The organism is uncultured Campylobacter sp., assembly GCF_938045225.1.
GTDB lineage: Bacteria > Campylobacterota > Campylobacteria > Campylobacterales > Campylobacteraceae > Campylobacter_A.
The window spans coordinates 1-21,717 of sequence record NZ_CALINL010000255.1; the positions used below are offsets into that span (position 1 = coordinate 1).

Below are 21,717 nucleotides of genomic sequence, written 5' to 3' on the forward strand. Positions count from 1 at the left end.
TATCTAACTTATCTCGGATATCTTCATAGTATAGCTTTAGATGATAATCTTGGTCGTATGGTTGCATATCTATAGTCTTTCCGCAATAACTATGAGATATAATTCTTTCATATTCACTATCAATGATATACATTTCATCTTTATTGATATTTTCATCATACATTGGTATTTTAAAATTAGACATTATAAGACTATTTATAAAGGACGTTTTTCCTGCATATTCCAGTCCGCATACAGCCAATACATTCCTCTCTTTTTTCAAATCTGTTATTGTATTTTTTAGCATGGACAATATTTCATCTTTTTGTTGTTGATTTATATCAATCTCGTTAAAATCCACCCGAACATCCTTAATCTCAAACACCACCTTAACAGCTTCCTTAAATTTATCCATCACGATTTCGAGAAATTTTAGATTTTTTTCTTCTTTTTCGGTGCTAAAATAACTCTTGTTTTTTAATTTTAAAATCTTACTGTCGACATCATCTAATCCCCCCTCTTCTAGTATATCCATTCTTATTGAATGCAATGTCTTTTTAATAGAGTTTTTATATTTTATGCTATTTTTTATAGCCTCTTTGTAGGCTTGGTAGATATTTTTTAGCTTATTAAAAATCTCTACATGCTTTTGGCTAGGCGTATCGCATTCGGTCAAAAACTCATCTAAGCTTTTGCCGACTATGCAATGATTTTCAAGAGTTCTAACGGAGCTAAAGGTCTGTATGCCTTCGTAGTTTATACCGTAGTTATCTAGATTTTGCCTTACGGTTTCAGTAATGGCCTCTAGGTCGCTAGGCGCTCTTAGGTCGGCTTTGTTTATCACGACGTATAGCTTCTTGTTTTCTAGATCCAAGCTGCTTAAAAACTCCAAATCTCCGCTTGGCATCGTGCCTGTGCTGTCAAGCCCCACGAGCCATAAAAACACTCCCGCTTCTTCCAAAAACTCTTTTGCCGTATCTATGTCGGCACCATAGTTTGCTATATTTCCTGATGGGTTATAGCCCGGAGTATCGATAAAGCAGATATTTTCAAATTTAAGCTTCGTGCCTAGCACGATAAATGGCAAAATTTCTTTTAAGTTGAATTTAAATCCTTTCATAAAATCATGATTTAGCCTAGCGTGAAAATTTTTATCTATCTTACGCAAATCAACCGCACCCCCGTTTTTGGAGTAACCCAGTAGATACTCTTTGGGCGCATTCATCACGTATGCGGGTATGGCAGTAGTTGGCTCGATGGAAATAGGCAGCTTTATGCCAGAATCCATAAAACTGCTGATAAATTCCGATTTACCCGCGCTAAATCCACCGCCGACGGCTATGATATTTTTTTGATATAGCTCAGGGCAAGCGGCTATGATACTAAGCTCTTTTTCTATATTTTGAAGTTGCAACAATACTTCGGCTTCGTTTGCCAGCGTATCATCGGCATTGGCAAACTCCATATAATCGCCGTTTAACGTCTCGCGGAACATCGCTACGCCTTTATTTTGGACTTTGGCAGCGAGGAGGCTTGAAATTAGTTCGTGTCTAAGGCTAAGGTCGGTTAAAACCTTATCTTGTTCTTCTTTTTCTTTAATTTTTTCCGTAAGGAGTTTTGAGACCAGTTCCTGTTTTTGATTAGACGCTTTCAAGTCTCCATTCTGCCCAATTTTTCTGCTTTTTAATAACTCCTTAACTGTAGGTGCATTCTTTGTTTTACCTTCTGCCTGCATCTTTTATATCCTTTAGTATCAATTTATATCTATCTAAAGCCTGCTCTTTATTTTCTATATCGCTAACTAGGGAGCTTATCTCTTCATCATATTTTACAAAAATAACATTTGCCACGTCTTGGGATTTAAACGAACCAATCAGCGCATCGACGCTAGATTTTACGTCGCTCCTTACTCTGCTTTTTAGATTTCTGGCAAATTCGCCCGCAGCGCTTAAAAACTGCTCGGCTTCGTAACCTTTTAGGGTACCGCTTTTTTGTAGTTCTTTCGGAAACGAACCGCTATAGTTGATATCCGGGTTTTTGACCGAGTTCAAAGTCCCCCTTATCGTACGAGAAATAATAACCGGATCTAATACGTCGTCGTCCACGACACTTCTAGCCGAGGATACTAATGATTTATAGAGGCTCTTTTTCCATTCTGCTATGTTTTGTCTATACTCTATCTCGGTTAAATTTTCTACTTCAGATATAACTTGATCGAGAGAGTTTTTGACGTAACCGGCTTGAACTGTGGTTCTAGTGCCGTATTTTGTTTTGTATCTATCGCCAAAAAGTCCCCATAAATTTGTAAATCCATTATCTATGACTTTATAACTATATTCCTCTGTAGCTTCGCTGCTAGCTATATCGTCGGTTAGCTTTTTAAAGTAGCTTTCCACTTTGGCAAAAAGCCTGTCTTTGATATTTAGCTCAAATCCTTCAATAGAGTCTTCGTATGCGGTATTTACAGCCTCTATAGCTTTTGATTTGATTTTTATCATTTGCTCTCTTTGACGCTTAATCTCGTTTATATCAGAGCTTTCCAGTATTTGCATCTTTTCTTGAATTTGCTGTTCTACAGCTTGTTGATAATTGAGTAAATTTTTAGACTTAACCGAGATAAACTCCGTGCTTCTTTTTTGTAAAATTTCCTCTTTTTTTTCTTTTACTTTTGAGACTATTTGCTCAATCGCCTTGATGCCAGATAACAAATTTAAATTTGCCAAAGCCGACTGTTTGTCATCAAAATAATCTCGGTAAAAGTGGCTTAAATTCCCCCAAACATGTTTTGAGTTCGCATCCCACTTAGCTTGTTTTTCATAATTTATCATCATATAAAATGCAGTCGCCGAACTTAAAAGAACTTTGCTATCTATAAGCTCATTTAGACTGTCGCCCACTTCCGGACTTTGAGCTTTTATCTCTTTTAAAACCCTTGACTGCTGGGCGCTTAAGGTTTCTCTTATATTATCAAGTACTTTTGGTAACAAGCCGCCACCTTTTTCTTTTTCTCCGCCAAAGAGCTGATTATCAACTTGAGATGCAACCAAATACACCTCCCTGATACCGTCTTTTTTGGTTACGCGGTCAAGTAAATTCGTATCCTCCGAGCTTAAAAACTGCCCGGATGGCGAAACGACTAACACCACGTCGCAAGTTTTTAAAAGCTGTTTTGTGCGCTCCTCTCTTGAGACAACAGGGTCGTTTACGCCGGGGGTATCTATTATCTCTATATCTTTTAGACTTTCCTTATCTAGTTTTAGCGTTACGGATTTTGTAAAAGGCATATATTTGCTATCAGCGCCGACAAAATCATAAAGCTTGCTATTTAGCTCGTCCATGCTAGTTGCTGAGATATTTTTGAACTCCTCTAGGTTTTTTAATTTTACCCCGGAACGCTCGATACGCTCGTATTGCTCGGCGGCTGCGCTTAAAGCTGCGTCATTGCGCATCTCTTGTTCGGCGATATTCACCGCCCTTTTTCGTAGCTCGGCTTCTTTTTCTTGATCTAGTTTTTTAAAATTTAGCTTTTGCTTTCTTTTTTCAAGCTCTACTAGCTCGTTAAATTTAACTTCGGCTATTTCGTTTTTTCTTTTTTGAAAATTTGCCGCATTTTCTTTGATATCCCGCAAGTCCTCTTTGCTGAAAAAATCTACCTCGGCCTCTAAATTTTGCCCATATTTTAAAACCGTAAGTGCAGCTGTCATCGGAGTAGCAGCCTTTGGTAACACATCTTCACCCTCAAAAATAAGTGCATTTATAAGAGAGCTCTTGCCTGATTTTACTCGTCCTATGATTCCTAGCTTTAGCGTTCTACCATCTTTTTGCATAGCTTCTAGTTCAGCTTCTAGTTCCGAACTTTTTGAGACAGAATTATCTTGTTTTAAAAGTGAAACTTCATTACTGAGGTCGTATTTGGCTATGATGGCTTCAAGCTCTTTAGCAAATTTAACTACGTTCATCTTTTGTCCTTACTTATATAGAATTTGAGTTGTTAGTGCCCTTATTTCCTCTTTTGCATTTTCAAGAGCTAAAATTTGAGCTTCTATAGCCTCCATATCTTCGCTTTTTTCTTCTATGACTTTTGATATTTCGGTTTCTTTTTGCCGTAGCTGCTCTTCAAATTTATCGCTTACAACCTCTATCATAGCGCTTATTTGCTCGTTTAGTAGTGCGGGCATCTCGCTTCTAAGCTTAGACTTGATAGAAGGTATAACGTTGCTTATTATCTGATCTCTAGCCTGTTCGCGTTTCTTGTTTTCGGCGTATCCTTGAGTAAAAAACGAGATAATATCTGGCAAAAATATAATGATAATTTCTAAAAGAGGATTTACAACTGCCGTAGTGAGACCCATGATCGTGGTTATAACTTTGTATATTTTACCTGCATTTTCGCCACTTTTAAGCTTCTCACTAAAATCTACAAGTCCATTTTGGGCTTTTTGTAAAAATTCTTTTGTCGTTTGTGAAATTTTTTCTATCCATACGTCATCTATCTTAAAATCAGTCAAATTCAAGCTTCTCATCTCGAGACTAAAGTTATCTACTAGCTGCGAGCCAATATCGCTCATTTTACTTTTTATTTCTCGCACGAGCGATGTTTTTATTATGCCGTTTAGTTCAGTACTAAAACCTTGCTGGTTGGTGGCGGCGAGCCCTGCTAGAGCGTCGATATTCATATTTATATCGTTAGCAACCGCTGCAATAACGGAATTTACGCTACCGTCTGAATATCTGCTTTGTATCTCGTTAAGTGCGGTTTGCTTTTTAGCTTTTAATTTTTCTATACCCAACTTTAGCTCGTTTATAGCGTTTTGTGCGTCTTCTTTGGAACTTTTTAGGGCTGATTTAGTCGTATCAATAGCGCTTTGGGCTTCAAATGAATTTTGTTTTAATTCGTTTTCAAAGATACTTTTAAAAAGTCCTTTTGAATCAATTTTTTCGAGTATATTTTTTAACTCGTCGCCACTGTCAAGCCCGAGGGCTATAACACCTTTTTGGTAATCAAAATAATCTCTTAATTGCTCTTCTATCCTATTTTGTATCAAATTTACGTCGCTAGGCGCTCTTAAATTTGCCTTACTTATACAAAACGAAAAGCCTTTGCCGAATGCGTTGATATTTTGTATTTCTCTAAGCACACTATTTGTTATATTGCCATCCTCAACACTGATTAACACTATAAAATACTTACCCTTGCTTAAGTAACTTAAAATTACTTGGTTGTGTAGCTGTACTGGCGAGTCAAAGCCTGGCATATCAACAAGTACGAGCGGTGCAATAGCTTTTAAATTTGCGTTATTTAGATAAAGACGTAGAAATTTATACTCCGCAGCCCGATCTTTGATCTCGTCTGTTTGAGTAAGATCATATCTATCGCTATCGCCGCTTTCTTTTACTGCCTCAAAATAACTTTCTTCACCGTATCTTAGCTCGGTCGCAAGCGCGGTTTCTGGAGTAATGTTTGTAGGCAATACGCCTGAGCCTAGAAATGAGTTTATTAGAGTACTTTTACCTGCGCTAAAGCCGCCTACAACGGGCACGATAAGCTCTGTTGCTCGCAAAGAGCCTATTAGCTCTTCCTGTTTTTTTACGTCAAATTTTAGAGGACTTAGTATCGCTGACACGTCTTGCAAGTATTTAATATATGTTTGCTTTAAAATTTGCATATGTGTTCCTTATGGTGAAGTTTATTGATTTTTGAGTGATTAAATTTGATGAAAGATATTTGTCTCTAGAGTTACCCCCCCCATCGGTTTTTCTAATTTTACCTGCATTTTACCTTCTTTTGGTGTTACTAATGAATTTATTCTGTTAATTATAGTTTTAAAATCATTAATCTATGCTTTTATGTTGTTTAAAATTACAAACTGCATTTTATGATTTTTTATGCTATATCTTTCAGCGTTTTTCTCGGTATTTTTTAACTTCTTTGCTGTTTTTTTATTTGATATTGTATAAATTCAAAGCAAGCTTGGTCCAAATGTTGTCCTTGCCTGCTTTATACTGCTTAGATGCCGGCGGCGTACCCAGATGGATACTCCTCTTGCTCATCGCTTTCATCTTCATCGGCCAAAACAAGATCCGCTTCCTTATTTTTTTCGTCACTAGTTTCATCAAATATCCCGTATTCGTCGGCATAAGTCTTTAATCCGTATCCAATAGCTAGTAGTGCTACGCCTCCTATGATATACTTTAGCATCTTTTCTCCTTTGATTTAAATTATGATGGAAATTTAACACAAGGGCACGACAGGTTATGTCATAACCAAAATAACCCCATAAGAATCTTTTAAATTTATATCAATCTTTTGACAGATAAAAACATCTTTACATTATATATACCTTTAAAACTAGACAACTATAAGTCTTATATCGCTATAATACTCCCAAAGGAGCTTCCATGCAAAAACCTAAAAAAATCATCCCCGAAACCAGCACAAGTAAATACGAGCGTATAAACGATATAGCCGTTCTTATCAGCAACAAGCCGCACTACATCTCCGAGCTTTCCGAGAAACTCGGTGTTTGCACTAAAACCATACAAAGAGATCTTTATGACGTGCTAGCCAAAAACGGAGCCGTAAAAAAAGGTAGGATGTGGAGCATGGATAAAACCGAGGCCAAAGATAACCTAGATCAAGAAGAGCGAACTATCATAAATATCTTAGATAATATCTCAAAAACTATGGGGGCAAATTTCTATTCAAAGGCTCACGTCTTGCTAGAGCAGATCACTAGCAGACTAAACCACCCTATACTAACCAATATAAACAACGAAAAGCTAGACGAAAAAGACTTTGCAAATTTCGAACTACTTGAAAACGCCATCAAAGAAAAAAGACTGGTAGAGTGCGAGTATAATAACTTTAAATTTAAGATAAAACCGCTAAAGCTAGCTATGTTTGATGGGTTTTGGTATTTACTTTTTCTTGATACGGGCAAAAACGATACGTTTAAGAAATTTCATCTAAAAAGCATCGCGAACATTAAAATACTTGAGGGCAAATTTAATGTAGAAGCAAAAATAGAAGATAGGCTAAAAAATATAAACTCCGCATGGGCGACGCTAGATGAACCAAAGACGGCCAAGCTGCTTTTAGCGCCGCAGATAAAGAAGTATTTTGAGAGAAAACCGTATGCCAAGCAAAGCATATATGGCCAGGACTCCGATGGCTCCGTTATTATCGATATAGAGTACACCAACATAATGGAGATCAAACCGCTCATCTACTACTACATCCCATTTATCAAGGTGCTTGAGCCAAAGGAGCTGTCCGATGTGATTAAGGGCGAGATAGGGGAGTATTTTAACGAGATAAATGTCTAAAATTTAAGTATGCATGCGATGTATAACGTCGCATGCATATTATGGATAAAATTACGTAGACTATTTTTCGTTAGCCGATCTGATTCTTTGCCAAACAGCCGCCGCTTCTCTTCTCAAAAGCTCATCGTCGTATGCGTCGTTGCCGTCGGTTAAATTTTTGGCCTTTTTATAAAATTTTTTGCATACGGATTTATACTTTTTTATCCTACTTAAGATATCTAAGAAATTTAAAAATCTTTGCCTTTTCATGCCTGAGCTTAAAGCACTTTTTATAACCGTCCTCATATGCTTTCTGGGTAACACATTTTGCTTGCAAAGCAGGACATTTATCTTAAATCTTTTTATCTGTTTTACGATGATCTTTTTGGCAAGCTTTTTATCGTTTAAATTTTCATAGACGCTTCTGGCTACATAAAAATACTCCATAGGATATTTACATACTTGCAACGCCCTTTTTAGGATAGTTTTTATTATCTTTTGCCTATTTTCGTCATTTTCAAGCTCATCGTAAGCTAGCCTTGCCAAATGCAAATACTCTCTAAAATCCTCACATTTTGACAGGATATCGTTCAATTCGCTAGAAAGCAGTTGTTTTGGCTCTACAGACGATATAAAATCGCTAATCTCCATATACGGCCTAAGACCCCAGAATTTTTTCATATTTGCTCCATTTTGCATTTTTGCGATTTTAGTAATTTGACCTTTCAAGTCACTCCCCTATCATTTTCCAAAATTTATCTTTTTTATTATTGTTTATCTTAATTATTGTATCTTTGTGTTTATCAACAAACTTCTTTATGCTCTTAGATAACTCGCTAGCCGATATTTCTTTTTTTAGTATAGCCTTTGCAAAATCTTCTTTGACATCTAAAATTACATTTTTATTAATTTCTAGCTTTTCATATAATAAGAAATTCTTTTTGCCATAAGACACATCTTTCGGATTAATTATTGACCAAATTTCTTGCCATTTAAGTCCTTTTCTGTACATATTTTTATGCGTATCTATTCCAACAAAGAGTTGATTATCTATGTTAAAAACTGTAAATAGTATAAATTTCTCATCCTGCGGGTTCTTGTCGTCACACCAAGCCTCGTCATATATTTCAAGCCAAGTATTGTTTTTGCGATATTTGCTATTTATATTACTAATAGCAACCAAATCATCTCTTCTAAACTTTTTAAATTCGCTTGATAGATAATTCATAAAGCCATCTATAATCCTATCCGTAGTAGCTTCTATCGTACTTATACGTTCCTTTATTACAGAATCATCCATGTTGTTATGGTTTTTGTAAATTTCTATAGCTTTATCGTAGTGTTTTTCTATGTATCTGTAACTTGCTTCATCTTTTACGTATGTGTGCTTGCCATAAATAGAATTTATAACATCAATATATCTATTTATAGCAAAATAAAGGCTATCTGTGATCTTTAATTTGAGGCAACTTTTAAGCCAGCTTATTATCTCTTTTGAATAGTAAATATATTTTACAGCTATTTTTTTACTATTTTTATAGGTGCCCTTGCTATTATCTGATACACTCTCTCTATCTACAGAAAGATACAGAAAGAGGATATTTTTAAGTTTGTAGTTACATTCATTGCAAATATAGTCTATGTATCTTTCCATTTGGCTATTTTGGTCTTTTGCGTAAATTTTGTTTTCAATAATTATGCATCTTTTACCATTTTTTATACAAAGATCCATATACCCATATTCTTGTTTTCCCACCTCTCTATTCACTTCAACATTGCTGATATCAAAATCATCAATGTCGCAAGCTTCTAAAAATTTACGCAAAAACTCATCACCCAGATAGTGGTAACCATTCGGATCCAATAATGAATGAATAAACCTTGTATGTTTAACTTCATCACTATTTTTATGAAGTGCCAAAAAAATATTGTAGTCTGATCTATCAGATTCATTTCTGCGGCTATTTTCTATCTCTTTTTGTACATACTTATCCATACCATTAAAAAAATCATTCACTTTATCTCTATCACAAAAATCACTCATCAACGTCTCCTTTAAATTTGATTTACCACGTCAATTATACCATTTTTTACTATCTCTATCGCCCATCCTTTATCCTTGAAAATATCCAAAACATCAGTAGCTGCATGTAAAATTTCTGTTCTGGTTTTGGCATTTTCTACGGCTTTTACAGCGCACTCTTTTGCTAAATTTGGATTGATATTTTTTAAGTAGCTAGCGATCCTCATATAGCTAGGATCGGGCATGCTTAGTAGCTTTTCACAAGCCATAGCTAAAAGTTCCTTATCGCCAAGCTCTTTTAAGATATCAAGCACAAAAAACGTCTCTCTAGGATCAGGCAAGAGTTCTACGGCTTTAGCCAAAAGCTCTCTTGCATATATTTTATCTTTAAAACCTCTCATAACGCCACTTGCCACATAGGCATAATCAGCTGCGGTTTTGGCGTAATTTTCGCCGTCTTTATAAAGCTCTAATATCCATCTTTGCTTGCCAAATTCTTCCGCCATATCATCTAAAATATCGTAGAATTTATAAAAGTCGCTTGTCTCTCTTAGCTCGCTTAGATATTCGTCTTTGCTTTTATGAACTTTTGAAGCTACAGCCTCTTTTTGCTCTTTTTGTTTCGGTTTTATACCGAGCGCTTTTAGCTCGCCTTTGTCTTTTATAAAAACGCGAGCATAGCTTAGATAATAATCGCGCCTATCCTTCTCTATGCACTTTTTATAAAATTTATACGCAAACTCATCGAAGCCGCCTATTTGCTTTAGCTCTAGCGCCATAGTAAGATAAAAATCCTCCTTAAAATTTGTTGTCGTTAAAGCGTTTTGCAAGAAATTTTCGGCTTTAAGTCCGCTTAGTGTTTTTATCTCTATAAAATTTAGCATATTTACGTAGCAAAGACCGTCTTTTATGTTATTTTCTGCCATGGCTAAAAGCTCCTTGCACCACTTTTTGACCCTTAGGGTTTTATGTATAGCTATCGCCAAAAAAGCGTAGTCCATGCCGCTTTTGCAAAGGCCTTGCGCGATTTTATAAATTTTTATCGCCAGCTCCCTATTTTTGCTTTTAAAAAACGCCGCGCGAGCTAAATCGTCATACTCGAAAAGATGATGATTTACTCTCAAGCAAAGCTCCGTGTGGTTTTGTAAAAGCCAGTCAAGCTCGTCTCGACTTAGATTTTTAGCCAAATTTACCAACAACGCACTGTCATCTATAATATAATCCGCATAATAAATCCTGCAATATCTGCAACACTTGTGAATCCGCTCGTAGTATCCTGATAAATTCATACTATATCCTTAAATTTTTGTGAAAAACCAAATTTGCTTTTAAAAAAACGTATATAATGCTCCTGCCTCAAATCACAATCCGTTTCGCCGTTTAAACCGTCGGCATGAGCCTTGGCTTTTAAGTAAAGCCGTGAGAAATCATAGCCCATAATCTTTTTTACAAGATTTAAATGACGCAGTATCCTTACACAGTCGCTTGCAGCAGTAGCCCGGGACAAGGCATGAGAAAATAGCGTTTCATATAAAAGCCTTGAGCCTTTGCCGCCCCTATCTCTAAACTCGATAATCGCCGATATACACCACGAAAGGCTTTTATCAAAAAGCGCTACGTCAAAGAGCGTTTGCGCTAAATTTCTATCGTCGCAAGCATCTATGTAAGCTAAATTTATCTCATCGCTGGGGTATAACGTAAAAACCTGATCTACGCATTTTAGATAAAAATTTAAAATTTCATCGCTTACGTCTACTAGCCTAGCCATATATAAACAAATTTTACGCCTATTTGCATAAAGCTCGTAGTTTAAGATAGCTCTTTGACTTTGCGAGATAGCCGCCCAATTCTTTAGTTTTTCTTTATCTTGCTTTATCTCCGCTTCGTTTAACTCGCTGGCTTTTTTAATCACTTGACAAACAAAATCCGTATCATTAAAATCTGCGCTAAATTCATCATAAATAACCAAGCATTCGCTACTGCTTTGCGCATACTCAAGCCAAATTTTATATAAATTTAACGTATCTGATAAGCCAAAAAACTTCCTGGCTCGTTTTAAGACCTTACGTTTGTTTTTCACCGTTTTTATCGTATTTTCATAATCTTGTATGTTTTTCATATATTTATCCACACCGATGCTTCAAATATCTCTTTTTGTACAAAATTTCCATCCGTATCAAGCGAGTAGTTTTTACCTAAAAAATAGAGCTTAAAGCCCGTTATCTCGCCAAAAATAGGCAAGGTTTTCGTTTTTTGATAGTAGTCTTTAACGGCTTTAGAGATTATATTTAGCTGCTCGTCTAATGTTTTAAAACACAGCTCATCTAAAAATGGAGTTAAGCTAATATATCTTAGGTGTTGCGCCATAGCAAGGGCGAAAATAGGCTCGTTAAATCTCTTAAAATTCGTATCTATGTAGATATATGAGCCTCTAAATTTCGCTCGCTCGTCGTAACGGATTTTTGCGGCATTAAGCTCATCTTCGATATTAAGCCCAAAGTACTCGCTAAGGGCCAAAATAAGCGTTTTTGAGCTATGCGACCAGTCAAAATGCCCCTTTGATATAAACTCGTCTAGGCTATTTGCTCTTTGCAAATCCGCAAGAGCGCTACTGAAGTTTTTCTCTCTTGCGTAGCCTAATGCCTTTGAAAGCGCCTTTTTATCGCTATTTAGCGTTAGTTCTTTTATCTGTTCGTAGATCATTGATTATCCTTTTTTGATTTTCGTGCCGATACATTTTTTGCACGCTTTTAAATGCCTGTAGCCAAAAGCCACGCCTTGATTTTTTTACCTAAAAGCTTATGCGTCTTTACGCTAAAAAATATTTTTGATTTTTTACTACAAATTTGTTCTACCTCCTTTACTATTTTTAATACTACTTCTAGCGGCATTTCGGGATTTGCCGTAAAATTTAAAGCTACGAATTTTGCTCTTTTTATAGGTAACTCCGCAATCTTTTGTAAAATTTCCTCTTCCGTAAAAGTACCGCTAAAGCCAATTATCTCACCTTTTGCGTTTAAAACGTTTTTTAAGTCTTTTAAATCCATAACCGCCTTTCTTGATACCCTATACAAACAAGCTTCAAAAAATTTTAGGAAAAATGGCAAAAACCATCAAATTTCTTAAAATAGTGTTACGGTTTTACTCATTTAGCATTAATTTGCCAGGTAGTTCCGGCAAAAACTCATTCAAAATTATCCTTTAAACCCCGCTATGCGGCCGTTATCTTCGATATTCTTATGTTTTATTTCCTCGTTTAGCCTATCTATAAATTCTCCTGTGTTTAAAATAGGGCTAAATTTAGCCGATCTTGCTACTGCGGCAAAGTCCCCGGGCGTTAGAAATTTGATTTTTACTACGCTATTTTTTGCCACTTTATTTACACCAAGGCCTAGCGCCTCGCACTCTTTTTGTAGTATCTTTGCCGCCTGAGTACCGTCCATGTAGCCAAACTCTATCTTCATATCAAAGCGCCTAATGCTAGCCCTATCTAAGCTATCCATCAAATTCGTCGTGGCGATAAACACCCCATCAAAATTCTCCATTTGCACTAGCATCTCGTTTACTTGGGTTATCTCCCATTTTCTTACCGCATCGCTTCTATCTTGCAAAAAGCTATCTATCTCGTCAAACACTAGCACCGCATTTTGCTCGCCGGCTTGCTTAAACGCATTTGCGATGTTTTTCTCCGTGTTGCCCACATAGCAGTCGATGAGATCGCTTGCTTTTTTGATGATTAGCTTGCTGTTTAGGCTTTTAGCGATAAATTTAGCGTACGCGCTCTTACCAGTGCCCGCCGGGCCGTAGAGGCAAAGCCTAGCGTTTTTGCTCTCTTTTATACCTTTTGCCAACTCTTTTAAATTTGCGCTTGCATTTATCAGGCTCACATCGTAGTTTTGCGGCAAATTTATCTCCTTGTTTTTATCTTTCTTGCCTTTCTTTTTAGCAGTAACGAAACCTTGCGCTTTTAGGCTACTTTTTATCAAATTTTTAAACGCTTCACCCTTGCTTTCATGACTTAAATTTGAAATGACCTTTGTCGCGCCAGATATTAGCGCAGGCGTGATAGCTCTGTTTTTAGCTAGCTTTTTGAGCAATTCCTCGCTTACTTGGCCGTTTGTGTAGCGCTTTAGTATTTCTAGTCGCTTAAATTTGGGCGGGATTTTAAACTCTATAACTATATCAAAGCGCCTGATATAGGCGTTATCTATCTCGTCTATATCGTTGGTTATCCAAAATGTCGGTACGCTATTGTTCTCTAAAGTCGAGTTAAATAACGCTTTAGACATCCTTTCTGTGCCTTTAAAAATATCCTCTATCTCGTCAAACATTATGATGTCGCGCTCTTTATTTAAAACCTTGTCCGCAGTTTTTAGCGATAAAAATCGCTTTTCACCGCTATAATTATCGTCTGTATAGCGGCTTTTTGAGGCTATCTCATAAAGATTTCTATTTAGCTCGGCGGCTATCATTTTGACAAACTCGGTTTTACCGGTGCCAGGAAGTCCGTAAAGCAAAATATTTACGCCCTTATCCGCCTTTAAAATATGGCTTTTTATCGCCGATTCATCTATTTTTATATGCCTAAAATCATCAAATTTGAGCGGTGACTTGCCGGCTTTAAAAAACGTCGATCTAAAGATCTCTAAAATGTCGCCCTGGCTGTTCAACATATCGGTACTAAAGTAGATATAAAAAAATCTAAATACGGAGTCAAGCCTGATATCTTGCCTATCGCGCATCTCTAAAATATTGCTTTGCCTTAGCTTTGATTCCGGGCGTAACGCTTCTTTTACGTCAGTAGCAGGCACGCCTATGATATAGCCCAAAACCTCGTAAAAAGCGATAATGTGCATATCTCCCAGATATCTACAAATGTCTTGGAGAGCGGCAAATTCATTTACGATTACGGCAAATTCTATGATTTTTCTGTCTATTTCATCTAAATTTAACACCGCACACAAAGCATCCAAATTTCTATCTAAAGTCTCAATGCTGGTTATTTTTGATTTTTCAAGCTCGGCTAGGAGATTTTTGAACCTGATTTTTGCTTCTGCCACAGATTCACCCTCTTGCAAGATGCCATCGAACTTTTGAAAAAAACTATCTGGCATGCCAAATTTTTCGATCGCTCTTAGCGCCCAAAGTTTGATTTTGTTTTCGATCTGGGGCGGTAGTAAAATCTCATCCATGGCAGCTCCTTTTTTAGATGATTTTACTTGCATTTTAGGACATTTTGCGGTCCAAATTTAACAAATTTGGTTGCAACTCAGCGGTTAAATTTCTATAATATTAAGCCCTAGACTTGAGTTGTATATCTTGTAGTTACCGATTTTATCGACTCTTGATAGCGGATCATGCACGTGTCCGCAAAGGATGATTTTTGCTTTTAGTAGCCCGTGCTTTAGCGCCCTATAAAGCTCTTTATCGCCAAAATCCCTACCGCGCTCAACGGCCGTTTGCGTGTGAGCGGGCGGGACATGCGCGAGCAGCACGTCGCACTCCGCAAAGTCCAAAATATCCGTACACATATAAGGAACGCAGCCAAATTTTATGCCTTCAATCGTCTTTATATCGCCGTCTGCGTAAACATTTGGCATCCTCATCCATGCGGCATCGCTAGAGCCGTCTACGTCGTGGTTGCCGCTACATACAAAGATCCGTCCTTTAACATTTTCAAGCCACCGCCTGACCCAAGCCTTTTGCTCGCTAACGCCCTTTTGGCTTGCGTCTATCAGATCGCCGCTTATGCAGCAAACGTCAAATTCTAAATCTAAAATTTGATCAAATTTGGCCTTATCAAAGTGCAAATCGCTTGCGTGCAAAATTTTCATCTCGTTTCCTTTTTTTGGCGCATATCTGGACACGGTTTTGTCTGTTTTAAAATATATAATTTTATCAAATTTAACCAAAGGAGAAAGAATGATCAAATTTGACGTTCATTGCAGATTAAGCGAACTCCACGCTAAATTTAAAAGCGGCCTTGAAGTACCGACGGCATCCGTAAAGTCGCTAAAACTAGAGTTAAGCTCTGGCGACGATATCTCGCTTTTAGCTATCGTCAAAGCGGTAAATTTGATAAAAGGAGAGCTAAAAACGGACGCTAAATTTCACTTCGTAAATCAGATTTCGCCGCTAAAAAACGGTGAAATATCGGCAAATTTTACGCTCCTGGTTTAACCCAGGAGCATCTTTAATCCCTCAAGTCCTCCAGCCTTTATCGCCATGCCTCGATATGCGCTCACGTGAGTATCTACCGGATTTATGCGGATTAGATGGGCGCGCTTAAATCTTTTTGCCATCCTTTCTCCAAAAATCCTGATAGTTGGTACGGCAAGCCCAGCTCCGATCTCGATTATAACTATGCGCGAGTTCATATTATGGCTAAGCCACGCATCGTACTTTTTGCGCTGCGCCCAAGCCCTTTTGTGGTTAAATTCGTGATCGTAAAACATAAGGATATTTGGGCGGCTTACGCATCCGCACTCAGGGCAAACTGGCATCTTTGTGGCGACAAATTTTTCCTCGTCTACCAGGACGCTATTTTCGTCCATATTCCAGATGTTTCCGTCATCATTGTGGATACACTGCGCGTGATGTATGGAGCCGTGGATTTCGTAGATTTTATCTTTGTCAAACCCAGCCTTTTCAAAATGCCCGTCAACGTTTGAGGTGTAGATAAAATAGTTTCCATTTTTGGCTTCGCAAAGATTTTTTAGTAGCGTAAAGCCCTCGTGAGGCTGGGTTTTGTTATAAAGCTTTAGCCTGTGTCCGTAAAACGCCCAAGCTAGCTCAGGGCTGCTAAAAAACCACTGCGGATTTGCCATTTCCGTAAAGCTTAAATTTTTATCCTTTAAAGGCGGATAGGCTTTCCAAAAGCCAAGATCGCCTCTAAAATCAGGCAGTCCGCTATCTACGCCCATGCCCGCTCCTGCGGTTATGATGACTGCCTGAGCATTTGCGACGATCTCTTTTGCGCGGAGTATCGTGTCTTGCATGGCTCATACCTCGATTAACTTAGCGATTTCATCGGCTAGCGGCTCTAACTCTTCTTTCATTTTTATTAGTTCACCCACTAGTTCAGCTTCGCTATACTTATTGATAATTATCTCTCTTAAAAACTGATCTTTTTTAAGCCACTTCCATCTGATAAACGTTGCACCAATTTTCCATTCGCCAAGTGTTTTAGATTGCACATTATCCATGTGTTCCTTTTTGAGCTTTTTTGTATCACAAATAAGTCCAATGTAAGGATTTAAAAAATTTTTGCTATCAAATTCTAGTCTAAGATTTATAATGCCATCATCGCCCCAACCATACTTATATAAACTTATGGGTGAAAAATATCTTTTCGTATCGGCATCTCTTGTCTGCACGCACCATTCTTGTGATAATCTTTTTTCAAGCTCAGTCTTTACGTTTGACATAAATTCATTAAGTCTCTTTGTATTGACTATATCAAAGTATTTATTTCTTATTTCATCGACTATATCATAGTTCTCTAGTATTATCTTACTTATTTCCTCAGTATCCATCTCTAGTCCTTTATATTTTCCATAAATTTTTTCAATTACGTTTTTGTATTGCGATATCACAGTAGCCAAATTCGTCAAATTTCCAGTCTCTTCAAGACATAGATCAAGCCACTCCATTACCTCTTTATCATAAGAGATCGCCATAAATTTAGCCGTTTCATCGCCGTTTTTGTCTAAAATTTTTCCGTCTTCTATTTTTAACCCGCTCAAACTATAACCGCTAGGCTCGCGCCCTTGCGGCGATAAAAATAGCACATAAATTTCAGCCTCGCCGTCGTTTTCTTTTTGGACGGTTTTTATATATCTTTTTATCTGGGCCTCTTGATCGCCGGCATTTATTTTATTTTCTAAGATAATATGCTTCGTGCCGTCGGTTATATAGATATCTATGTTTTCGTATTCTTTGTAGACTTTTGCGGTTTTTAGATTTAGCCCCAAATCCTCTAGTCCGCATGCCTTTATAAAAAGCTCTAAAAATAGCTCTTTTTGATAATGTGGCGAATTTGGATCTAGTAGCGAGTGAATAAAGCGCGAATGCAGCCGAACCTCGTCATTTATATCTAGTAGCGTCACAAACAAATTATAATCGTTGTTGCCGCGCAGTTTTTTGATCTCTAGCTTGTCATTTAGGACTTTAATTTGTTTTAGCATAGATTTAAATTTTTCTATATCCATACTTTCTCCTTTAAATTTTTAAAGCATTATAGCCAGTAAAACAGACACTTTTTTGTCTATTTTGCTACTTCGCGCAGTTTTTCTAAAACCTTAACCATCGCTAGCGTATCTAGCTTGCAGTATGCCAAAAGCGCCTTTTTGTAGGCCTCGCGCTCCTTGGCTGGCATATACGCCATAGCCCCATAGGCCTGCATCGCTTCGCCGCCATGGTGGATCAAATTTAGATCCTTATATGCCGACTCAAATTCAGGTACAAGTGCTGGTAGGACGTATTTTATAGAGTAGCTGCCCTGCATCTTCGGATGATAGTAGCTCTTGCTTGCAAATGGCGCCATTAGGTCCTTTATATTGTCATGGATCGCCATAAGCTCGTTTGAAATTTGCGGATAGTTTGCGGCAAGACGTCTTATCACTCCTTTTTCAAAGCTCATATTATAAGCCAGCACGCAGGCATCCTGCGGGATAAATTTGATCAAATTTAGAGCTAACTCATATCTGGGATCGGCTCCAACCTCGGCTAAAAACTCAAAATGCTCTAAATTCCCTTTGCCGTCATCTTTGTGGATAGAAAACTGAAAAGGTATCTGCTCGTATGGGATTAGTCCCACAAACTCGGGCACCGCCTGCTGAAAGGTCTCAAAGTCAAGGTGGTAGAGCGGATAGCTAAGCGTCTCTAGAAACTCTTTGATAGCCTCTTTATCTATGATCTGCTCCTTGGATAGTTCGGAGCGGATTTGGATCTGCTGGGAGGCGTTAAATTTATCCAGCTCTTTGATATCTTCAAATTTAACCACACCGCTTTTATAAAGGTCAAATTTCTTATCGCTTCTTAGACGAGATATGTTAAAGACGCTATACTCCGGTATACCTCGCTGCTCGCGCCAACAGTACTCCCAAGCGTCGCAATTATAAGGGTCTGAGCAGTGAGGGCCGATATCTACCTCTGGCTCAGCGTCTTTGCTTAAAATTTCTTCAAATTTACTTAAAATTTGAGGTATTTCTGCTTGTTTTTGTATGATTTGTTCGGTCACATCTTCGGTGTGAAAGAGCTTTTCAAGCTCGAGCTTCTCGCCTCTTACGTAGGTGTTATCTATGTGGATGATATTTACGGCGCTTACCTTGTAGCCAAGTGAGCTAATGACATAATACTGGATGCTCGCATCATCGATATAGACCTCTTTTACCGAGGTTGAGCTCTTTACTTCGTTGATGACGAGTCCATCATCGCTAACGCAAAGGATATCAACCATCACAAGGATACCCTCAAAGCAAAAAGTAGCCTCGTATATGACTTTTACGCCATTCTCGATAAGCTCTTTTGTTTTTGCTATTTGTGCGTTAAAATCGCCCGTATACTTTATCCTCGAGCCGTCGCTAAAAAGCTCGCAGGCTAGCTCGCCGACCGATGTGCCGGTGTCAAATATCGCCTGCGCGCCGTCATCCGGAGCTTGCAAGACTTCGGGCTTTTTCTTTTTTAGCCAAAGGCTCTTTTCGCACTGAAGACCGCGGATGTAGAGGGATTTAGAGAGGGTCATTTTTGTATACCTTGAAAAAGAATTTGCTTCATTTCATTGCCGAGTCTACCTATCATATCCTTATCGTATCCCTTTTGCGATGCGTAAAATATTAGCATTTTTATACTCGAATTTGGGCTTTCCTTTATCCTTTTTAACTTCTCACCAAAATCATAATCGCTTAAACTAGAGTTAAAATCCTTTCTTATTAAAGCCAAATTTCCAAAATCATCTAATGCTTTGCCATTTTCTTGCAAATTTGTTGCCCACATATGCTCTACCGTGTCTTGGGATTTGATTAGGTATTCATCTCTATTAAATTTAGGAAATACTTTTTTTATATCATCCGCACAAGTATCGCAAGCACTTAAACTATTAAAATCTCGCCAAAGCATGTATTCTAGCCTATAGAACCAGTAGTGTGGCACTGATGTTCCTTTATCCAAAAAGCTAGAGTCAATTTTTTCAAGCATTGGCGCTTCTAGGTTTTCACCATTATAAATTTTTTCTATAACGTTATTTATGGTTTCCACTACCTTACGATCTCCACTGCTATCTAAAGCACTTTTTGCTAGCTTGTTATCCAATTGCTCGAGAAATTTGATAGCTTTTTGCGCATTTTCGTCATTGTACTCTACTAACGAGTTTTTATCTAAAAACGCCAAAAGCGCAGCTATAAATTCAGGCTTATCGTATTCGCTAGTATAGTAAAACATCCTTTCTAAATTTAATAGCCTTTTATTTTGCATCTCGTCATCTCTATAGACAAATTCATCAAATTTATTACGCATATCTCCTAAGAACTCAACAAATTCGGAGCATAAATCAGCTTCTTCCTTAAAAACCTTATCAAATTCACCTAAAAGTTTATCTTTGTTTATGATAATGTCTATTTTGAGTTCTTTTTTAGCAACAAAGACCTTTAAAGCTAGAAGTAAAAATACCGGGAATTTTACCAAGCTTTTTGTATCAGAATTTGTTTCGGTTTGTTTTTTTTCTTTGTCATTAAAATCTGATTCCAAAAGTTCTCTTATTGTTTTTGGTTCGATAGAAAAATCTGCTTGATTGCTTTCTAAAATTTGATCTTTGTACTTTTCATCCATATTTGAGATCATATCCCATTTTCTTGCTATGTCCGCATAGCTATCTTTAATATTATTTAAAAATCTAGCCTTTAAAACCTGATGGTTTTCCAACTGGATGCTTTTTGTATTAACCAGCTCAAAATATTCCGTAGCTTTGATATTTTCCGGAATAATAGTCATCGTAAAAATAGCCGAATTTAGCTTTTCTTTAAAAGAATTCTCGAGCAAAGCTTTATTATCTTTTACAAAAAGAACGGCATCTAAAATTTGCTTGTTTGTATATCTGCGTTCATTTGCGTCGAAATTTGTTAGCTTTTCGCCGTCTCCGCCGTCTATTTCGTAATCTAGCTCAAACGGTTTTTCTTTTACCCTTAAAGCCATGAAAATAATATAAATAGTAGTAAGTCTTTGCTGTCCATCTATGATGATAAATTTATTATCTCCGTTTTGTTTAACCACGATATCGCCAAGATAGTGTCCATCTTTGGCGCTTATATCGCTTATTAACTTTTCAATATCTTGTTTTCTCCAGGAATACGCCCTTTGGTAAAATGGTATTTCAAATTTAAAATCCTTTAACTCACCTATTTTATATTGTGTCGCTTTCATTTTTTATCCTTTTAAATTTTATTATATTAAGAGATTTTTCTGTAATAAAATCTTCGTCATATTTGGCTCTATCTTTTATCTTGTTAAGATGCGACTTTTCTATTTCACGCTTTATACTATTATTATTTTTTAGCTCTTTTAAGACCTTTAGCTAAAGCGTTTCTAATGCGCTCGAAGTATCTACGAGCTGCAATAACCTAGTAACTCCTCTGCCGATATCTGAACTGTCACTAAAAATTCTTGATTGTCCGCAGGAGATGCCAAAAATTATAAAAAATACCAAATATGCAATTTCATCTAGCGCCTCGATGCCGAATTTATCCGCTACATACAATAAAACTACATGGCACGCATGATTTATATAGCTACATCCAGTTGCATCCTCTCTAAAATATATAAAATTGCTTTCGATGTATTTTAAAATATCGCAGTACTTAAAAACGTATTCAAAAAAGCTAGCCCCTCCAAGAATATCGTCGATTATCGATATATCGTTCTTATATATTTTTATTTTTTCGACAAAGCGGTTTTTAAATTCCTCAAATATAGAGAAATTTATTCTAAGCGATTCATCTTCGGCGCCGTAATAACCCAAAACCCTATAAGGATTAAATGCATTAGTTTTGGCTCTCCTGATATATAGCGCGCTTCTTAATGCGCGAAATATCAAATTTTCTCTCAAAAACCAAGAGATATTAACGCTGTATAAAGAGTATTCGTTCCACTTTTTGGCATAGTGAAGCATTAACTGTTTTGATTTCGTCTCGTCCATAAACATAAGATGGTGGTTTTTTAGCAAATCCGTATCGCTAAGGGCTCTGCCGGTGGTATTGTGCGTATCAAAATACAAAAACGCTTCGTCCAAGTCTTCAGTTTTTACGAACGTAAATTTAACTTTTTCTCTTATATGCTCTATGAGACCTTCTTTGTCTTTTATATCGGCAAATTCTATTTTTAAAAGCTCAAAATTTCTTTTCAAAGCCTTATGCGAT

18 protein-coding genes and 1 pseudogene are annotated in these 21,717 nt (G+C 37.1%); 2 read left to right on the top strand and 17 right to left on the bottom strand.

Features of this window, described 5'->3' with window-relative positions; all coding sequences use genetic code 11:
* The 4 genes from Q0200_RS09135 to Q0200_RS09150 all read right to left on the bottom strand — a co-directional run.
* A partial coding sequence (locus Q0200_RS09135; RefSeq protein WP_297940556.1) for a dynamin family protein occupies positions 1-1,633 on the bottom strand: 1,633 nt, incomplete at its 3' end.
* Positions 1,634-1,697: 64 nt separating this feature from the next.
* A complete protein-coding gene (locus Q0200_RS09140) occupies positions 1,698-3,938 on the bottom strand; it encodes a dynamin family protein (RefSeq protein WP_297940557.1) in 2,241 nt (746 codons plus the stop codon).
* A gap of 9 nt (positions 3,939-3,947) precedes the next feature.
* Positions 3,948-5,645, bottom strand: coding sequence for a dynamin family protein (locus Q0200_RS09145; RefSeq protein ID WP_297940558.1), 1,698 nt, complete (start codon positions 5,643-5,645; stop codon positions 3,948-3,950).
* Positions 5,646-5,986: 341 nt separating this feature from the next.
* Positions 5,987-6,178, bottom strand: coding sequence for a hypothetical protein (locus Q0200_RS09150; RefSeq protein WP_297940559.1), 192 nt, complete (start codon positions 6,176-6,178; stop codon positions 5,987-5,989).
* Between the two features lie 200 nt (positions 6,179-6,378).
* Between Q0200_RS09150 and Q0200_RS09155 the strand changes: the two genes are divergently transcribed.
* On the top strand, positions 6,379-7,305 hold the full coding sequence (locus Q0200_RS09155) for a WYL domain-containing protein (RefSeq protein ID WP_297940560.1): 927 nt from the start codon (positions 6,379-6,381) through the stop codon (positions 7,303-7,305).
* Between the two features lie 60 nt (positions 7,306-7,365).
* Here the strand turns inward: Q0200_RS09155 and Q0200_RS09160 are convergent, their stop codons facing one another.
* The 8 genes from Q0200_RS09160 to Q0200_RS09195 all read right to left on the bottom strand — a co-directional run bounded on the left by Q0200_RS09160 (position 7,366) and on the right by Q0200_RS09195 (position 15,141).
* Positions 7,366-7,965, bottom strand: coding sequence for a hypothetical protein (locus tag Q0200_RS09160; RefSeq protein ID WP_297940562.1), 600 nt, complete (start codon positions 7,963-7,965; stop codon positions 7,366-7,368).
* Between the two features lie 49 nt (positions 7,966-8,014).
* On the bottom strand, positions 8,015-9,328 hold the full coding sequence (locus tag Q0200_RS09165) for a PD-(D/E)XK nuclease family protein (protein WP_297940563.1): 1,314 nt from the start codon (positions 9,326-9,328) through the stop codon (positions 8,015-8,017).
* Between the two features lie 11 nt (positions 9,329-9,339).
* Positions 9,340-10,596: a hypothetical protein gene (locus tag Q0200_RS09170; protein ID WP_297940565.1), complete on the bottom strand. Its 1,257-nt coding sequence runs from the start codon at positions 10,594-10,596 to the stop codon at positions 9,340-9,342.
* The gene (locus tag Q0200_RS09175; RefSeq protein WP_297940567.1) at positions 10,593-11,426 is read right to left on the bottom strand and encodes a hypothetical protein; all 834 of its coding nucleotides are present in this window, start codon (positions 11,424-11,426) and stop codon (positions 10,593-10,595) included. The genes Q0200_RS09170 and Q0200_RS09175 overlap by 4 nt, the downstream gene beginning before the upstream one ends.
* Positions 11,423-12,010, bottom strand: coding sequence for a hypothetical protein (locus tag Q0200_RS09180; protein WP_297940569.1), 588 nt, complete (start codon positions 12,008-12,010; stop codon positions 11,423-11,425). Before Q0200_RS09180 ends, Q0200_RS09175 begins: the two co-directional genes overlap by 4 nt.
* A gap of 47 nt (positions 12,011-12,057) precedes the next feature.
* Positions 12,058-12,354 carry a hypothetical protein gene (locus Q0200_RS09185; RefSeq protein ID WP_297940571.1) on the bottom strand — a complete coding sequence of 99 codons (297 nt, stop codon included), beginning with the start codon at positions 12,352-12,354 and terminating at the stop codon, positions 12,058-12,060.
* A gap of 147 nt (positions 12,355-12,501) precedes the next feature.
* The gene (locus Q0200_RS09190) at positions 12,502-14,499 is read right to left on the bottom strand and encodes an ATP-binding protein (RefSeq protein WP_297940573.1); all 1,998 of its coding nucleotides are present in this window, start codon (positions 14,497-14,499) and stop codon (positions 12,502-12,504) included.
* A gap of 84 nt (positions 14,500-14,583) precedes the next feature.
* Positions 14,584-15,141: a metallophosphoesterase gene (locus Q0200_RS09195; protein WP_297940575.1), complete on the bottom strand. Its 558-nt coding sequence runs from the start codon at positions 15,139-15,141 to the stop codon at positions 14,584-14,586.
* 88 nt (positions 15,142-15,229) lie between these two features.
* Between Q0200_RS09195 and Q0200_RS09200 the strand changes: the two genes are divergently transcribed.
* Positions 15,230-15,487: a hypothetical protein gene (locus Q0200_RS09200; RefSeq protein ID WP_297940577.1), complete on the top strand. Its 258-nt coding sequence runs from the start codon at positions 15,230-15,232 to the stop codon at positions 15,485-15,487.
* Here Q0200_RS09200 and Q0200_RS09205 read toward each other — a convergent pair.
* From Q0200_RS09205 to Q0200_RS09225, 5 genes and pseudogenes are all read right to left on the bottom strand, one after another.
* Positions 15,484-16,305: a Sir2 family NAD-dependent protein deacetylase gene (locus Q0200_RS09205; RefSeq protein WP_297940579.1), complete on the bottom strand. Its 822-nt coding sequence runs from the start codon at positions 16,303-16,305 to the stop codon at positions 15,484-15,486. The two genes, Q0200_RS09200 and Q0200_RS09205, sit on opposite strands and share 4 nt — an antisense overlap.
* 3 nt (positions 16,306-16,308) lie before the next feature.
* The gene (locus Q0200_RS09210; RefSeq protein WP_297940581.1) at positions 16,309-17,517 is read right to left on the bottom strand and encodes a PD-(D/E)XK nuclease family protein; all 1,209 of its coding nucleotides are present in this window, start codon (positions 17,515-17,517) and stop codon (positions 16,309-16,311) included.
* Between the two features lie 56 nt (positions 17,518-17,573).
* The gene (locus Q0200_RS09215; RefSeq protein ID WP_297940583.1) at positions 17,574-19,052 is read right to left on the bottom strand and encodes a DUF2779 domain-containing protein; all 1,479 of its coding nucleotides are present in this window, start codon (positions 19,050-19,052) and stop codon (positions 17,574-17,576) included.
* A complete protein-coding gene (locus Q0200_RS09220) occupies positions 19,049-20,725 on the bottom strand; it encodes a DUF262 domain-containing protein (RefSeq protein WP_297940585.1) in 1,677 nt (558 codons plus the stop codon). The genes Q0200_RS09215 and Q0200_RS09220 overlap by 4 nt, the downstream gene beginning before the upstream one ends.
* A gap of 151 nt (positions 20,726-20,876) precedes the next feature.
* Positions 20,877-21,717, bottom strand: a pseudogene (locus Q0200_RS09225) (hypothetical protein); the annotation flags it as partial.

Excerpts from the sequence above, each read along its gene's own strand:
- Q0200_RS09190 (WP_297940573.1), bottom strand. The coding sequence starts at position 14,499 with ATGGATGAGATTTTACTACCGCCCCAGATCGAAAACAAAATCAAACTT.
- Q0200_RS09185 (WP_297940571.1), bottom strand. The coding sequence starts at position 12,354 with ATGGATTTAAAAGACTTAAAAAACGTTTTAAACGCAAAAGGTGAGATA.
- Q0200_RS09205 (WP_297940579.1), bottom strand. The coding sequence starts at position 16,305 with ATGCAAGACACGATACTCCGCGCAAAAGAGATCGTCGCAAATGCTCAG.
- Q0200_RS09215 (WP_297940583.1), bottom strand. The coding sequence starts at position 19,052 with ATGACCCTCTCTAAATCCCTCTACATCCGCGGTCTTCAGTGCGAAAAG.
- Q0200_RS09210 (WP_297940581.1), bottom strand. The coding sequence starts at position 17,517 with ATGGATATAGAAAAATTTAAATCTATGCTAAAACAAATTAAAGTCCTA.
- Q0200_RS09160 (WP_297940562.1), bottom strand. The coding sequence starts at position 7,965 with ATGAAAAAATTCTGGGGTCTTAGGCCGTATATGGAGATTAGCGATTTT.
- Q0200_RS09170 (WP_297940565.1), bottom strand. The coding sequence starts at position 10,596 with ATGAATTTATCAGGATACTACGAGCGGATTCACAAGTGTTGCAGATAT.
- Q0200_RS09200 (WP_297940577.1), top strand. The coding sequence starts at position 15,230 with ATGATCAAATTTGACGTTCATTGCAGATTAAGCGAACTCCACGCTAAA.
- Q0200_RS09220 (WP_297940585.1), bottom strand. The coding sequence starts at position 20,725 with ATGAAAGCGACACAATATAAAATAGGTGAGTTAAAGGATTTTAAATTT.
- Q0200_RS09175 (WP_297940567.1), bottom strand. The coding sequence starts at position 11,426 with ATGAAAAACATACAAGATTATGAAAATACGATAAAAACGGTGAAAAAC.
- Q0200_RS09180 (WP_297940569.1), bottom strand. The coding sequence starts at position 12,010 with ATGATCTACGAACAGATAAAAGAACTAACGCTAAATAGCGATAAAAAG.
- Q0200_RS09145 (WP_297940558.1), bottom strand. The coding sequence starts at position 5,645 with ATGCAAATTTTAAAGCAAACATATATTAAATACTTGCAAGACGTGTCA.
- Q0200_RS09150 (WP_297940559.1), bottom strand. The coding sequence starts at position 6,178 with ATGCTAAAGTATATCATAGGAGGCGTAGCACTACTAGCTATTGGATAC.
- Q0200_RS09140 (WP_297940557.1), bottom strand. The coding sequence starts at position 3,938 with ATGAACGTAGTTAAATTTGCTAAAGAGCTTGAAGCCATCATAGCCAAA.
- Q0200_RS09165 (WP_297940563.1), bottom strand. The coding sequence starts at position 9,328 with ATGAGTGATTTTTGTGATAGAGATAAAGTGAATGATTTTTTTAATGGT.
- Q0200_RS09195 (WP_297940575.1), bottom strand. The coding sequence starts at position 15,141 with ATGAAAATTTTGCACGCAAGCGATTTGCACTTTGATAAGGCCAAATTT.
- Q0200_RS09155 (WP_297940560.1), top strand. The coding sequence starts at position 6,379 with ATGCAAAAACCTAAAAAAATCATCCCCGAAACCAGCACAAGTAAATAC.